The following is a 14,767-nucleotide window of genomic DNA, read 5'->3' on the forward strand; positions in this document are numbered from 1 at the left end:
TCCATTGAACACCGGGCGGTGCTGATGTCCCCTCATTTATCTTGGCGTTGTTCGCCGGGTTCTCAGCTGTTCCAGGTTTGCTATTTGCTCCTCCCGGACAATCGCAGCTCAACCCCAACGGATCCACCCACCCCGTCGGGTTGGGCACGTACTGGTAGTTATTCAACCCACCCGCAAGCTTGATCGGGTCCGGCGTCAGAAACCGTCCAGTCCCCGGATTGTAGTAGCGATGCCGGTTGTAGTGTAAGCCTGTTTCCGCGTCGAAATACTGGCCCTGAAAACGCAGCGGGTTGTCGATTTCGGCGATGTCCAGCGCTGCGAGGTCAACGGCCCTTCGAGCGGGCAGCGGGCGACGTTGGAGGTATAGTCAGCGTCGGTCATGCTCACCGTTTTGGGGGTGTCGCCGACTTTGATCGTTCGGTCCATGCCCATCAGCGAGGGCAGGTCTGCGGCGTGGCTGATTGTGTCGGCGGCCTGCGCGTACCAGGCTTTGGTTTGCTGTTGATACAGCGTCAGGCTGTCTTTGAACGTGTTCAGCTGGTTTTCGACATAGGCAACGCGGTCCATCAGCCTTGTTCCAGAATCAGGTAGTTGAGCAGTGCTTCATGTCGGTTTTTTTCAACCGTGGGACGGCGTACGAAATGCGTGACTTTCAGCTTCAGATTGCTCTCGGGGCAGGTGTTGTAGATCTGCGGGTGTTCGTCCTCCAGCCATTGCAGCAGGTTGTCGATCAGGGGCGCCGGGTTCTGCGTGGTCAGGCTGTCCAGCAGCTCTTGTGGCACTTCCCACCAGGGCCAGTCTTTGGCCTTTGGCACCGCTCGTGGACCGACGTCCAGACACTGGCCATTGATCAGATACCGATTGAAGACCGGCAGGATTTCCCCGGCGCTATCGCCCAGCTGTTCAAGAATCGGATGGATGAATCGCCCGTCCCAGAAGCGGAAAAACACCTCGCTTGTGTTCGGCATTCGTACTTGGGTCAGGCTACGCAGATGCTCGAGTACCACCTCCGGCGAGCTGGTGGACACGGCCAGCCAACCCCAGTCCCGAGCATCGGTTGCGGTGATCCATGGCAGGAAGTCCGAGTTGGATTTGATCTCGGCGAGGTAGGGCATTACCGCTTCCCAGCTGGCGTAGGGTGTTTCGCTCCACAGGGGTGTCAGTTGGGGGGCAGGGTGTGTTTCGTGCAGTGTCTTGATGGCTTGAGCGTCGCTGGCGGCGCTGATGATCAAGTAGAGGCGTTCGCCAGCCTGCAAGGGCCGTTCGGTCAGCCAGGCGTGGGGAGTCAAAGGATCAGGTTGCAAAATTAGGCGCCCTTGAGGAATTGAACGACATCGACCAGCAGGGCTGGTCGATGCTTGAGACCGGTTGGCCAACTCAGGCGGTTTTCGGGGCGTCCCAGTTATAGACGCTGCTAGTGCCGCAGGCTTCATGGGTCCAGGTTATTTTCCGGAAGCCAAGATGCACCTCCTGCATATGGGTGGAGTGCGAGTGCACCGGGTCCTGGCAGTCGAGCATGTAGTCCTTGACTGTGAGGACGATTGCCTCTTCAAGGGTGGTGGTGAAGTAGTGCTCCTGGCCTATGGGCGAGTCGCGGTACCACTTGATTTCAACCCAAAGGCGCTCGCCTGATGACAGCGCTTCCTGGAGCAGAGGCGAAGTCTTGTCAAATACCTTGCTGATCACCACAGGGTGGTTCAAACGCTTGCCAGTCGACTGGCCGGATTGGGGGTCCGTAGCGATGATCACGTCGTGTTTGAAAGACTGAACCATGATTTCGTCTAAACGGTCACCCTGGCGGGTTGTGCCGACCGATTTCTCGGAAGAAGCTCCCGCAGTGATATGGTTTTGAGTTGCGCCAATGATGGTCATGTACGCTGGTATGGCCATGGGTGTTTCCTATCGAATCAAGTGATGAAATCCGAAAGGCGATATCGCCATTCGGGTATCCAACCTCTAATCAATGTGCGTGCCAAAACAATAAAATCTATATAAATCAAATATATATGTAATCTGATTGAAACATGTAGAAACACCAACGGAAAACCGGCACCTGATGTGCGCAACATCTTGCGCACTGCTGCGCCACTTGTTGCGCAGTGCTCTACAGGCGTTACCGGGCAGGGCGTGCAACGCAATGGGCGTTAATTTTTCGCCTATCACTGCGCAACCTGTTGCGCATCAAGGCCATGAGCCACCAACGGCTTAATGTGTCGCTGAACGAACCGCCGAACAAGACGGTCCATCACACAGGTCCCTCCGCGCCGTCGGGTGGGCGACAACCCTGAAATCAAGTGAGAACACCATGAAGATCCTGATGGTTCTAACGTCCCACGATCAGTTGGGTGATACCGGCAAGAAAACCGGTTTCTGGCTCGAAGAATTCGCCGCGCCGTATTACACGTTCAAGGATGCAGGCGCGCAGTTGACCCTGGCGTCGCCCAAGGGCGGTCAGCCGCCGCTGGACCCGAAAAGCGACGAGCCCGACGCGCAAACCGCCGCTACCGAGCGCTTTCGCAAGGACTCTGCCGCGCAGTCCGCACTGGCTTCCACGGTGCTTTTGAGCAGCCTCAAGGCTGAAGATTTCGACGCCGTGTTTTACCCCGGTGGCCATGGCCCGCTCTGGGACCTGGCCGAAGACCAGCATTCAATCGCGTTGATCGAGGCGTTCTACCGCGCCGGCAAACCTGTCGCCACCGTCTGCCATGCGCCGGGTGTGCTGCGTCACGTCAAGGGCAGCGACGGGCAGTCGTTGGTCAAGGGCAAGCGGGTGACGGGGTTCAGCAATAGCGAAGAAGCGGCGGTGCAACTCACCGATGTGGTGCCGTTTCTGGTGGAGGACGTGCTCAAGGCCAATGGCGGGACTTACTCGAAGGCCGATGACTGGGCGAGCTACGTGATTGCCGATGGTCTGTTGCTGACGGGGCAGAACCCGGCGTCCTCGGAGGCGACGGCTGAGGCGTTGCTGGCGAAGCTGGCTGAATAAAGCTCGGCCGAACACGTTCATGTGGCGAGGGAGCTTGCTCCCGCCGGGCAGCGCAGCGGCCCCAAAATTCTGCGAACGGGCACGGATTTTGTCAGCGCTGCGCACTCAAGCGGGAGCAAGCTCCCTCGCCACAATGAGCTGTCGCACGTCAGACGACGTTCGACAACCCAAGCGTCTTGCAGCACTCATCAATCGAGCGCCGTTGTGTCTCGGCATACAACCCCAGCTCATCGATGGTTGAACGCCCCAGCGCCTGTTCAAATGCGTGCTGATTGGAGTGCGCGCCATAATGGGTTTGCGCCGCATCCCCCAGGTTCGACTGGAAAATCCCCGCCGCGCTGACCGGCAAGAAATCCTCATACACCAGCGGCTCTACCCGTACATGACCGTCGCTGAGCAAGCCCTCCAGCGACGCACCCCCGAGCCCGTCCGCCGCCAGGCCTTTGTCCGTCACGAAATACCGAAAGTACGCCAGTTCCTGTAGGTGCATGCCTTCAATGCTGTCAGGAAATTCTGCGAAGTGTTGGGCCATCAGCGCGTTGTAGCGTGCGGCATTGGCTTCGTTGGGGAAGTCCTTGAGCTCCTCTCGGGCGGCATTGAGCAGACGGTCGTAGAGCGCCCGGCCTTTGGGCGTGAGCGCCGCGCCGCGTTGCTCGATTTCACCGAAGCGGGCGCTGTGGCTACCGCGGTTGTCGGCCTGATCGGTGAAGGCAATCGGTTCATCCAGCGCCTTGAAACTGGTCTGGCGCAACAGGATCGGGCACTGGCGGCGGGGCGGGCCTTCGATGACGGCCTTGGGGGTGATGCCGTGAGCGGGCATTTGCGCCTGGACGATGTCGATGTCCAGGGTGCGCGGCGTCAGGTGGTTGATGTGCGGGCCTTTGAACGCCACGACGTCGGCGATCAGTCGATGCTGGGCGCTGAGTTGTTGGTACTGCGCGGCGGTGACGGTGGCGCTGTGGTGCCAGCGGAACGTCTCCAGCGCCTGTTCGACGAAGTCAGTGGCCTGGGTTTCGGTAAGGCCACCCTGGGTTTCAGCCTGCTCGATCAGGATCAACGCGGCAGGGGTGAAGATCGAGCGTTTATCCAGCACCGACTGCGCGAAGGCCCGCAGTTCAAGGTCCTCGATCAGCTCCAGGCGCAGCAGTGATGTGAATACCCGGAACGGGCTGACCTGCAACGCTTGTTCATGCACCGCACGAAATGCCGTGGAATGCACCGGCACCCCGGCCGGCGTCAGGTCGTAGTAGCCCACCGGTTGCATGCCCATGACCGCAAACAGCCGGGCCAGGGTTGCCAGTTCCGCTGCGGTGCCGACGCGGATGGCGCCATGGCGCTCCAGGTCAAGGCGCTGGATTTCCCCGGTGCTGTGCAGTTGCCGGGCGATCTGCGGTTCGTTGTCGAGCACCTTGCGGTTGGTCTGTTCAACCAATTCCATCAGCGCACCGTACAGCGGCACCTCTTCGCGATACATGTCGGACATCGCTTTGGAGAAGCGTTGGCGGATCAGGTCGGGGCTGATGAGGCTCGGCTGGCTCATGAAAAGTGTTCCTGGCGCTAAGACGGATGGATGGAGCAAAAGATCGCAGCCTTCGGCGGTGCCGACAAACGAAGAATCCTACGGACTTCATTCTGTCAGGGACTGGTCCAGCAGTTCGATCCAGTGCCTGACCGGCGTCCGCCCGGCGCTGGCGAGGTGGCTCTGGCAGCCGATGTTGGCGGTGACGATCAATTGCGGGTGGCCGCTTTCCAGCGCGTTGAGACGGTTATCGCGCAGTTGCCGGGCCAGCTCCGGTTGGGTCAGCGAATAGGTGCCGGCCGACCCGCAGCACAAATGCCCGTCTGGCACCGTGGTCAGGTTGAAGCCGAGGCGGGTCAGCACCGCCTCCACCGCGCCGCCGAGTTTCTGTGCGTGTTGCAGGGTGCAGGGGCAATGCACGGCAATGCGCTGATCGCTGGCGGCGCAGATCCGCTCCAGAGGCAGTTCGGCCAACACTTGCACCAGGTCCAATGCCAGCGCGCTGACGCGTCGGGCCTTGGCCGCGTAGGCCGGATCGTCCTGCAACAGGTGCCCGTAATCCTGGATGAACGCGCCGCAGCCGCTGGCCGTTTGCACAATGGCTTCGGCGCCGTTTACCAGGTATGGCCACCAGGCATCGATGTTGTGGCGGGCGCGATCCAGGCCTTTGGGTTGGGCGTCGAGGTGATAATCCAGGGCACCGCAACATCCGGCTTCAGGCACCGCAATCACGCTGATTCCGAGTCGATCCAGCACCCGCGCCGCTGCCGCGTTGGTGTTGGGCGACAGTCCCGGTTGTACGCAGCCTTCGAGCATCAGCACCCGACGGGCATGGCGCGGGGCAGGGCGCTGGCCGGTGGCGGGCAGGTCACGGGGTAACTTCGCTTCGACGCTGCGCGCCAGCCACGGCCGAAATGTCGTGCCGATACGCAGCAAGGATTTGAACAGGTTCGGGTTCGGCGCCAGCGCCCGCAAGCCTTCGCGCAGCAAACGCTGGCTTGCCGGGCGCGGCACCGCCTGATCGACCACGGCACGGCCGATGTCCAGCAGGTTGTGATAGTCGACCCCGGAGGGGCAGGTGGTTTCGCAGTTACGGCATGACAGGCAACGGTCCAGATGCAGCTGGGTGTTCGCGGTGGCGGGGGCGCCTTCGAGCACTTGCTTGATCAGGTAAATGCGCCCACGGGGACCGTCCAGCTCGTCGCCCAGCAGTTGGTAGGTCGGGCAGGTGGCGTTGCAAAAGCCGCAGTGCACGCAGGTACGGAGGATTTTTTCTGCTTCGGCGGCGCGTGGCAGTTGTCGGGATTGTTCGCTTAATGTGGTTTGCATCGGCGGGCCTGGGCAACTGTGGGTGGAAGAACGCAATCCCTGTGGGAGCGAGTGGGCACTAAAACTCCGCGTACATCCGGCCAGGATTGAACAGCCCTTGCGGGTCCAGTTGTGCCTTGAGCTGGCGGTGGTAGCGCAGCAGCGCCGGGGCCAGTGGCTGGAACGGTGCCTCAGTGACGCCATGGCTGTAACAGGTGGCATGGCCGCCCAGTTCATGGGCGAGGGTCTGGACATCGAGTGCGTCGGATTTGAGCCAGCGTTGCGCGCCGGCCCAGTCGATCAGCTGCTCACCGGGCAACGGCAAGGCCCCGAGATTGTTGGGCAGTGACAACCGCCACAAGGGCAGGCCTTCATCGAAAAATGCCAGTCTGTGCTCATTCAACGCCGACCAGTAACCCGCGTCCAGCGGTTCGCCCCCCAGCCGTTGCCGGGCCGCCGTTACAGAGCCTTCACCGCCCTCCAGGCGCAGAAACAAACGCTGGCCGTCGTGGCTCGCGGCGCTGATCGGCAGCGGCTGCTGGCCCCACTCGGCGAGTCGGGCAAGGGCCAGGGCGCTGTCGATTTCAAGGCCGATACTCAGGGAGTGCCGGGGTTTTGGCAGCACCTTGAATGAGACTTCGGTCAGCACGCCGAGGCATCCGTAGCTGCCCACCAGCAAACGCGAAAGATCGTAACCGGCGACGTTTTTCATCACCTCGCCACCAAAGCGCAGGTGTTTACCCAGGCCGGTGATCAGCCGCGTGCCGAGGACAAAATCTCGCACCGAACCGGCCCAGGGACGTCGAGGCCCGGACAGCCCGGCAGCGACCATCCCGCCCACTGTCGCGCCTTCGCCGAACGACGGCGGTTCGCAGGGCAGCATCTGCCCGTGAGCGTCGAGTGTGGCGAGCAATTCGCTCAGTGGCGTACCGGCGCGAACGCTGACCACCAGCTCTGTCGGGTCATAACTGACAATGCCGCAATGGGCGCGCGTGTCGAGCACTTCGCCGGCCACCTCGCGACCCAGGAACGCCTTGCTGTTGGCGCCCTGAATTCGCAGTGGCGTGGCATTTTCACGGGCCAGGTTGACCTGGTCGAGCAAGTCCCGGCTGGCGTCGAACTCGCCCATCAGAAGCGCTCCAGCTCGGGAAATGGCAGTTGGCCTGCGTGGATGTGCATCGCGCCGAACTCGGCGCAGCGATGCAGGGTCGGGATGTTCTTGCCGGGGTTGAGCAGGCCTTGTGGGTCAAAGGCACTTTTCAGGCTGTGGAACAGGGTCAGTTCGTCGCTGTTGAACTGCGCGCACATCTGATTGATCTTCTCGCGGCCGACCCCGTGTTCGCCGGTGATACTGCCACCGACCTTGACGCACAGTTCGAGGATCTGGCCGCCCAGCGATTCTGCCCGTTGCAGTTCGCCGGGCTGGTTGGCGTCGAACAGGATCAGCGGGTGCATGTTGCCGTCGCCGGCGTGAAACACGTTGGCGACGCGCAAACCGTGCTCGGCGGCCAGCCGGGTGATGTCCCGAAGCACGCCGGGCAGTTCGCGGCGGGGAATGGTGCCGTCCATGCAGTAGTAGTCCGGTGAGAGCCGGCCAATGGCCGGGAAAGCGTTTTTGCGTCCGGCCCAGAAACGCACGCGTTCAGCTTCGTCCCTGGCCAGCCGCACGTCACTGGCGCCGGCTTGTTGCATCACCTCGCGCACCCGCTGGCAGTCGTCGTGGACGTCGGCTTCGACGCCGTCCAGTTCGCACAGCAGAATGGCCTCGGCGTCCATCGGATAGCCGGCGTGGATGAAGTCCTCGGCGGCGCAAATGGCCAGGTTGTCCATCATTTCCAGGCCTGCCGGAATGACCCCGACGGCGATGATGTCGGCCACGGCGCGCCCGGCTTTTTCCACCGAATCGAAACTGGCCAGCAAGACCTTGGCGACCTGGGGTTTGGGCAGCAGTTTGACCGTGACTTCGGTGATGATCCCCAGCAGGCCTTCGGAGCCGGTGAACAGCGCCAGCAGGTCGAATCCCGGCGAATCCAGTGCGTCAGAACCCAGGGTCAGGTGCTCGCCTTCGATCGTCAGCACTTCCAGTTTCAGCAGGTTGTGTACCGTCAGCCCGTATTTGAGGCAATGCACACCACCGGCGTTTTCCGCGACGTTGCCGCCGATGGAGCAGGCGATTTGTGACGACGGATCGGGCGCGTAGTACAGGCCAAACGGTGCGGCAGCCTGGGAAATCGCCAGGTTGCGCACGCCGGGCTGCACGCGCGCCGTACGGGCGGCGGGGTCGATGTGCAGGATGTTGTTGAAGCGGGCCATCACCAGCAGCAGACCTTTTTCCAGCGGCAAAGCACCGCCGGACAACCCGGTGCCGGCGCCTCGGGCAACCACGGGCACCTGCTGTGCGTGGCAGATTTGCAGCAGTTGTTGAACCTGATCCAGCCGCCGGGGCAGGGCGACCAGCATCGGAGTGGTGCGGTAGGCGGATAGCCCGTCGCACTCGTAGGCCTTGAGTTCTTCTTCACGCCAGAGCAGGTCAAGCCCGGGGATGTGTTGGTGCAGGTGTTTGATCAAGACGTCCTTGTCCGTGTCGGGAAGGGCGCCGTCGATGCGTTCGTCATACAAAATGTTCATCGTCGCACCCTGTTTATTCGAGGAAACCGTGCGATCCCTGCAGGCGCTGCGGGTTGCTGTTAGTGCTTCTTGCCCAGGAACTCCCGATACAACTGCGCCGTCCGCGCCGGTTGCTCGACCATCGGCATATGCCCGATGCCGTCCCAGATTTCCACACGCAAATTGGCGATGCCCTTGCTCCAGGCCGGTACGCTGCTGACGTCGATCAGCCGGTCCAGCCGGCCCCACAGCAACAGCGCCGGGCACTGGATGTCGGGCAGCTTTGGCTCCATCGGCGCGCTGGCGTGGAAGTCGGTGAAGATCTCCGCCAGTTCATCCCGACGTTGTTCGTAGCGCTGGCCGACAGCGTCCAGCACCAGACCAGGCACCCAGGGCGGCGCGGCCATGGTCATGGCGTAGAAGCGGCGAAACTCCTCGCGCGAATGAATCAGGAACGGGTTGTGCCCCTGGGCCAGTTGTCGGGCCATGTCACTGAGCTGCGGCGCGGTGACGCCCGCCGGGTCGATCAACGCCACCGAGGCGATCCGCTCCGGGTAGGTGGCTGCCAGCCACGCCGCGATGTAGCCGCCCATGGAGTTGCCGATCACATGCACTTTCTCGACACCGCAGACGTCGAGCAATTGGATCATGCGCTTGGCCTGCAAGCCGATGTCATAACCGCCGCCGGTCTTGAAGCCGGTTTCGCCATGGCCGGCGAGGTCGGGGATGATGACCCGGTAATCATGGACAAAATGCCGGGCAAAGCGCAGCCAGATGTTCTTGTCGGCACTATAGCCATGCAGCATCAACACACTGCTGGAGGCCTCGTAGGGCCCGCCTTGCCAGGTCGAGACGGTCATTTCGCTGATCGGCACGACGATTTTGTGCAGCCGATACAGCTTGGCTTCGATGGCCATGTTCAAGTCATACAGCCAATGACCGATGGCCGGGTAACTCAACCAGCTCCAGGCCACGAAAACGGCGATAGCGACAACCAGCACAAGCATCAGGTATTTCCTTTTACGTGATCAGGACAGAATGTGGTCAGCGGGTTTTAGTGTACGGGTCAAGCGGTAGTAGCTGAAGCTGAACCCCGGAAACATGGCAATCACATGGCCGCTCTTGCTTTGATACCAGCTGTGACAGCCTCCGGACTTCCATACCGTGCGCTCCATCTCGCGATGGATCATATCAGTGTAGGTACGTTCCGCTTCGGGGCGAACTTCGATGCTGCGCAGGTCTTTTTCCTTGAGTGTGCGGATGCAGTCGAGAATGTAGTTCATCTGCGATTCTATGATGAACAGCGCCGAGGTATGGCCGATACCGGTGTTGGGGCCGGTGACGATAAACAGGTTGGGGAAGCCCGGCAGGCTGGTGCCGAGGTAGGCGCGGGGGTATTGGGCCCAGACATCTCGGAGTTGTACGCCGTTTTTTCCGCTGACCGGGTAGGAAATAACGCCATCGGTGGCGTCGTAGCCGGTGGACCAGATGATCAGGTCGAGGTCCAGATGTTCGCCGTCCAGCGTGTTGATGCCGCTGGCATCGATGGATGCGATGCCTTGTTCACGACTGTGCAGGCTCACGTTGGGACGCTGTAGCGCCGGATAATAGGTGCTGGAGACAATCACCCGTTTGCAGCCGATGGTGAAGTCCGGTGTCAGTTTGCGCTGCAGTTTGGGGTCCGGCACTTGCCGTTGCAGAAAGTGCAGGGCGTGGCGCTGCACCATGCGGATCGCCGGTTTCGAGTATTTGAAGGCAATGACGCGGGTTTCGAACTGCCAGTAGATCAGCCAGCGCAGCAGTTTGTAGGCCGGTTTCAGCCCCAGCAACCAGCGCTGGAAACGGCCAAAGGTACGGTCGGCGCGGGGCAGGACCCAGTGCGCTGTGCGTTGGAAGACATGCAAGTGCTGCACATCCGGGGCAATCGCCGGGATGACCTGGGCGGCGCTGGCGCCGCTGCCGACGATGGCGACACGTTTGCCCTTGTAGTCGTAAGAGTGATCCCAGTTATTGGTGTGAAAAGTCTTGCCCTGAAAACGTTCCTGGCCCTCGAAGTGCGGGATCACCGGTTGGCTCAACGGTCCCGTCGCATTGATCAGGAACTGCGCGTAAAACGTGCCTTCACTGCCTGTGTGTACTGCCCAGTGTTTGGCGATGTCATCCCATTCAATGCGCTCGACGTTCGCCTCCAGTCGCACCTTGTCACGCAGGCCGAAGTGTTCCACGACATGGCGGGTGTAGCGGTGCAGTTCGGCCTGGTCGGCGTACATCTGCGTCCAGCGGTAAGGGGCGAAGGACAGCGAATAAAGCGGCGAAGGCACATCCACCGCTGCGCCGGGGTAGGTGTTCTGGCACCAGGTGCCGCCGAAAAAGCTGCGTCGTTCCAACAGGCAAAAGTCACGGATGCCGGCTTTGAGCAAATTGACCGCCGCGCACTGGCCGCCAAAGCCGCTGCCGATGATCAGCACCTGAAAAGTCTGCATGGGTCTCCTGTCGGTATCGTTGTTTTTTGATCGTTCCCATCATGTATAGCCAAACCGTGGCGGTGTGCAGCGCTTTCTATGGGCCAGCAAATAACGCCGCCAACCGGTGATGGCTATTTAACGTTGCCCTGATAGACTCCCAACACACCTGCAGCCCCGGTGTGTTCAGGTTCGGTCAAGTGTGGCAGAGGCCTTTATGGCAAAAACAGGAGGAAAGGGACTTTCATTGGCCAGGAGGCTCTATACGTCGCGAACCCTGGGGTTGGCGCTGGGGTTGTTGTGCGTGAGCGCGGCGATGTACTCGCTCAACCCGTCGCCTTGGGTCTGGGGTTTGATGGTGATCAACGGCGTGTTGTGGCCGCACCTGGCCTATCAATGGGCGCGTCGTTCGAAAGTCCCTTACCACGCCGAACACCGCAACCTGCTGGTGGATGCATTTCTCGGCGGCTTCTGGGTCGCGGCCATGCAGTTCAATCCACTGCCCACCGCGACCACGATTTCGATGATGGCGATGAACAACGTGGCCATCGGCGGAATGCGCTTCTTGCTCGCCGGCAGCGCGGCGCAAATCCTCGGGATCGGCGTCGGGCTGGTGATCTTCACCCCGGCCTTCATCCCGCAAACCAGCCCGTTGCAGCTCTATGCCTGCCTGCCGCTGCTGACTCTGTACCCGCTGGCATTGGGTTGGATCTGCTTTCGCCAGGCCCACACCCTCGGGCGCCATAAACGCGAATTGCTGGCCCTGAGCCGTACTGACAGCCTGACCGGCTTGCTCAATCACGGGACCTGGAAAGACCAGCTGGAAATCGAATTCCAGCGTTGCCAGCGCCAGGAGCAGGGTGGAGCGATTGCGCTGATCGACATCGATCACTTCAAGACCATCAACGATACCTATGGCCATGTCGCCGGCGACATCGTGTTGCGTCAACTCAGCAAAATGCTCAAACAAAACCTGCGTACTGCTGACGTTGCCGGGCGATACGGCGGCGATGAGTTTTGCGTGATTCTCCCGGATTTGCCCCTGCACAATGCCGCCGTCGTGATGGATGCACTGCGTGATCGTTTTGCCACCCTCGGCTATGAACAGAATCCGGCGCTAAAAGTCAGCCTGAGCATCGGTCTGGCTGCTTTCGACCCTGCGCATACCGATGCGACCCTGTGGCTCAACGATGCCGATCAGGCACTTTACGAAGCCAAGACCACGGGGCGTAATCGTGTTATCTGCGGCGGCGCCGACAAGCCTCGGCGTGAGTTGCTGGACTCCGTTTAACCAGACACCGCCTATTTCCCGTAGGCCCGCACCTGCGGCAGCGCCTACCTGGAATCGGGTGTTTTTGAGTCAGCATTCCTGATCAGGCAGTTCAGTGTCGCATCCGGTATAGAGCCCTACGCCTCACTCAGGTAGGGTTCGGCTACCCCCGACACGAAACAAGGACTGATTCATGACGTTCAAACACGCCCTCCTGCCCTCCAGCCTCGCCCTCGTTTTTACCCTTGCAGCCTTCTCCCAAACGGCGTTCGCCGAACTCCACAAACAGGTCCTGGCTGATGCCGAGCAGTACCAGGCCGAAGCGCTGAAATTGCTGGAACGCCTGGTGAATATCGACTCCGGTTCCGGCTATGAGCCGGGCCTGACCCAGGTTGGTGACATCGCTATCGACGAGCTGAAAAAACTCGGCGCCAGCATCGAACGGGTGCCCAACACCCCGGACAAAAGCAGCCATGTGCTGGCCACGTTCAAAGGCACCGGCAAGGCGAAAATTCTGCTGATGGCGCACATGGACACGGTGTTCAAGGAGGGCTCTGCCGCCGAGCGTCCGTTTCACATCAAGGACGGTCGCGCCTACGGGCCGGGTGTGATGGATGACAAGGGCGGCATTGTTGCCGGGATCTACGCACTGAAAGTCCTGAAAAATCTCGACTTCAAGGATTACGCGCAAATCACCTTCCTGCTCGACGCCAGCGAAGAGACCGGCTCGCCGGTGGCCACCGACCTGATCAAGAAAACCGCCAAGGCCCACGACGTGACCCTCAACCTCGAACCGGGGCGCCCCGCGGATGGGTTGGTGGTGTGGCGCAAGGGCAGCGCCACGGCGGTGGTCGAAGTCAAAGGCAAGGCCGCTCATGCCGGCGTCGCCCCGGAACTGGGGCGCAATGCCGCGATGGAAGTGGCGCATCAGATTCTGCAACTGGGCAAACTGGGGGACGAGGCGAAGAAAACCACCATCAATTTCACCGTGCTCAAGGCCGGCGACCGCACCAATGTGATCCCGGATCAGGCCACAGCCAGGGCCGATGTGCGGGCGGCGGTGCCGGAGGAGTTTGACCGGATCGAGAAAGACCTGGCGCGGGTGTCGCAAGACAAATTGATTGCCGACACCGAAGTGACCACCAGCCTCCAGCGCGGCTTGCCACCGATGCCGCAGACGGCGGAGTCGGACCGTTTGATGGCCATGGCTCAGGGGATTTACGGCGAGATTGGCCGCAAGCTGACTGAAGAAGGCAGCGGCGGGGCCGCGGATGCCAGCCTGTCGGCGGGGGTGGGGACACCGACCCTGGACGGGTTCGGGATTGTCGGTGGCAATATTCATACGCCAGAGGAATACGCCGAGGTCGCGAGCGTGACGCCGCGGATTTATCTGCTGTCGCGGATGATCATGGAATTGGCCAAACGCTGACACTGCTACAGATGATCGTCCCGCGCAGGCGCGTGGGAACGATCAATCATCTGACCCAGGGGAGCGAAGACTTCAAGTCAGTCGTGCGCAACGGTCACTCTTTGACGCTCATGAATTCCTTCGCCCAACGAATGTATTCCTCAGGCTGCGTATAAGTGTGCGTCAGCTCGGTGGCATTCAAATCCGAGGCCTGGGTGAAGATCTGGCGTTGTTCGCGCAGGCTGTCGTAGGTGGCCTTGATTGCCGCAAAGTAGGCGCCGTGACCATCGATGGTGACGCGCACGCCCAGTTCCGCCAGACGCTTGTCGTCGCGCAACGCCGGGTTGCCGTAGGTGACCAGCATCAGCGGCACGCTCAGGTGCTCGGCAATTTGCTCCAGTTGATCGAAGTCTTGCACGCCGACCATGCAGATCCCGTCTGCCCCGGCGGCTTGATAGTGCTTGGTGCGGCTGATGATTTCCTGGATTGGCAGGATGCCGGCATTGGTGCGGGCGATGATCGCCATGTCCTTGTCGACCCGGGCTTCCAGCGCCGCGCGGATCTTGCCGACGCCTTCGGCGACGGTGATCAGGTCAGTGGATTTGCGGCCGAACTGGGCCGGCAGCAGGGTGTCTTCGATGGTCAGCGCGGCGACGCCGGCGCGTTCGAGTTCGACGATGGTGCGCATCACGTTGAGTGCGTTGCCGTAGCCGTGGTCGGCATCGGCGATAACCGGCAACTGGGCGACACGGCCGATGCGGGTGGCTTGCTCGGCGAACTCGCTGAGGGTGATCAAGGCAAAGTCCGGGGCGCCCAGCACCTGCAAGGACGCCACCGAGCCACCGAGGATGCCCACTTCAAAACCCAGGTCAGCGGCGATACGCGCCGACATCGGGTCGAACACCGAGGCGGTGTGATAGCAGGTCCGGGAAGCCAGCAGCTGGCGAAAGTTACGGCGCAAATCTTGATGGGAAAGCCTGGACATATGAGTTCCACCACTGCAATGGGAATGGAAGGGCTTGAGCAAAAGTGTCAACGCCGAAGGAATAAAAGGCTATCACGGGGAAGGCTTATAGAGGGTGACGATTTTGTGAGGTGGCGGTTGCCGTGGCTCAGGCGCCTGTGGGAAGCGGATTGTCCATGGTTGAGCCGGCTTGAGTGGCGAGGGAGCTTGCTCCCGTTCGTGTGCGCAGCAGACGCTACTGGG

The 14,767-nt window shown here is 61.2% G+C and carries 12 protein-coding genes and 1 pseudogene; 3 read left to right on the top strand and 10 right to left on the bottom strand.

The window, feature by feature from the left end; translation table 11 throughout:
- Positions 1 to 81 precede the first annotated feature (81 nt).
- From POF45_RS27225 to POF45_RS27235, 3 genes and pseudogenes are all read right to left on the bottom strand, one after another.
- A pseudogene (locus POF45_RS27225) lies at positions 82 to 325 on the bottom strand (RHS repeat-associated core domain-containing protein); the annotation flags it as partial.
- A gap of 241 nt (positions 326 to 566) precedes the next feature.
- Positions 567 to 1,304, bottom strand: coding sequence for a DUF4123 domain-containing protein (locus POF45_RS27230; RefSeq protein ID WP_282317176.1), 738 nt, complete (start codon positions 1,302 to 1,304; stop codon positions 567 to 569).
- Between the two features lie 73 nt (positions 1,305 to 1,377).
- The gene (locus POF45_RS27235) at positions 1,378 to 1,890 is read right to left on the bottom strand and encodes an Hcp family type VI secretion system effector (RefSeq protein ID WP_259501974.1); all 513 of its coding nucleotides are present in this window, start codon (positions 1,888 to 1,890) and stop codon (positions 1,378 to 1,380) included.
- 415 nt (positions 1,891 to 2,305) lie between these two features.
- Between POF45_RS27235 and POF45_RS27240 the strand changes: the two genes are divergently transcribed.
- Positions 2,306 to 2,986 (top strand): type 1 glutamine amidotransferase domain-containing protein, encoded by a 681-nt coding sequence (locus POF45_RS27240; RefSeq protein WP_282317177.1) that lies wholly within the window; start codon positions 2,306 to 2,308, stop codon positions 2,984 to 2,986.
- A 148-nt stretch (positions 2,987 to 3,134) separates the two neighbouring features.
- Here POF45_RS27240 and hglS read toward each other — a convergent pair whose 3' ends face one another.
- The 6 genes from hglS to POF45_RS27270 form a co-directional block, all read right to left on the bottom strand.
- Complete coding sequence (hglS, locus tag POF45_RS27245; protein WP_282317178.1) at positions 3,135 to 4,526, bottom strand: 2-oxoadipate dioxygenase/decarboxylase HglS; 1,392 nt, start codon at positions 4,524 to 4,526, stop codon at positions 3,135 to 3,137.
- 87 nt (positions 4,527 to 4,613) lie between these two features.
- A complete protein-coding gene (gene glcF, locus POF45_RS27250) occupies positions 4,614 to 5,834 on the bottom strand; it encodes a glycolate oxidase subunit GlcF (protein ID WP_282317179.1) in 1,221 nt (406 codons plus the stop codon).
- Between the two features lie 58 nt (positions 5,835 to 5,892).
- Positions 5,893 to 6,942: a glycolate oxidase subunit GlcE gene (glcE, locus tag POF45_RS27255; protein WP_282317180.1), complete on the bottom strand. Its 1,050-nt coding sequence runs from the start codon at positions 6,940 to 6,942 to the stop codon at positions 5,893 to 5,895.
- Positions 6,942 to 8,441: a glycolate oxidase subunit GlcD gene (gene glcD / locus POF45_RS27260; RefSeq protein WP_259501979.1), complete on the bottom strand. Its 1,500-nt coding sequence runs from the start codon at positions 8,439 to 8,441 to the stop codon at positions 6,942 to 6,944. The genes glcE and glcD overlap by 1 nt, the downstream gene beginning before the upstream one ends.
- Positions 8,442 to 8,500: 59 nt before the next feature.
- Positions 8,501 to 9,427: an alpha/beta fold hydrolase gene (locus tag POF45_RS27265; protein ID WP_259501980.1), complete on the bottom strand. Its 927-nt coding sequence runs from the start codon at positions 9,425 to 9,427 to the stop codon at positions 8,501 to 8,503.
- A gap of 21 nt (positions 9,428 to 9,448) precedes the next feature.
- Positions 9,449 to 10,903, bottom strand: a complete 1,455-nt coding sequence (locus POF45_RS27270) for a flavin-containing monooxygenase (RefSeq protein WP_282317181.1) — start codon at positions 10,901 to 10,903, stop codon at positions 9,449 to 9,451.
- Between the two features lie 196 nt (positions 10,904 to 11,099).
- Between POF45_RS27270 and POF45_RS27275 the strand changes: the two genes are divergently transcribed.
- Together POF45_RS27275 and POF45_RS27280 are read left to right on the top strand one after the other, a co-directional pair.
- Complete coding sequence (locus POF45_RS27275; protein WP_282317182.1) at positions 11,100 to 12,173, top strand: diguanylate cyclase; 1,074 nt, start codon at positions 11,100 to 11,102, stop codon at positions 12,171 to 12,173.
- Positions 12,174 to 12,345: 172 nt separating this feature from the next.
- Complete coding sequence (locus POF45_RS27280) at positions 12,346 to 13,581, top strand: M20/M25/M40 family metallo-hydrolase (protein ID WP_282317183.1); 1,236 nt, start codon at positions 12,346 to 12,348, stop codon at positions 13,579 to 13,581.
- 94 nt (positions 13,582 to 13,675) lie between these two features.
- On the opposite strand, the gene POF45_RS27285 is transcribed toward POF45_RS27280, so the two are convergent.
- Entirely contained in the window at positions 13,676 to 14,545 is an 870-nt protein-coding gene (locus POF45_RS27285) for an isocitrate lyase/PEP mutase family protein (RefSeq protein ID WP_259501991.1), read from the bottom strand.
- Positions 14,546 to 14,767 lie beyond the last annotated feature (222 nt).

Source organism: Pseudomonas fungipugnans (assembly GCF_029955235.1).
Lineage (GTDB): Bacteria > Pseudomonadota > Gammaproteobacteria > Pseudomonadales > Pseudomonadaceae > Aquipseudomonas > Aquipseudomonas fungipugnans.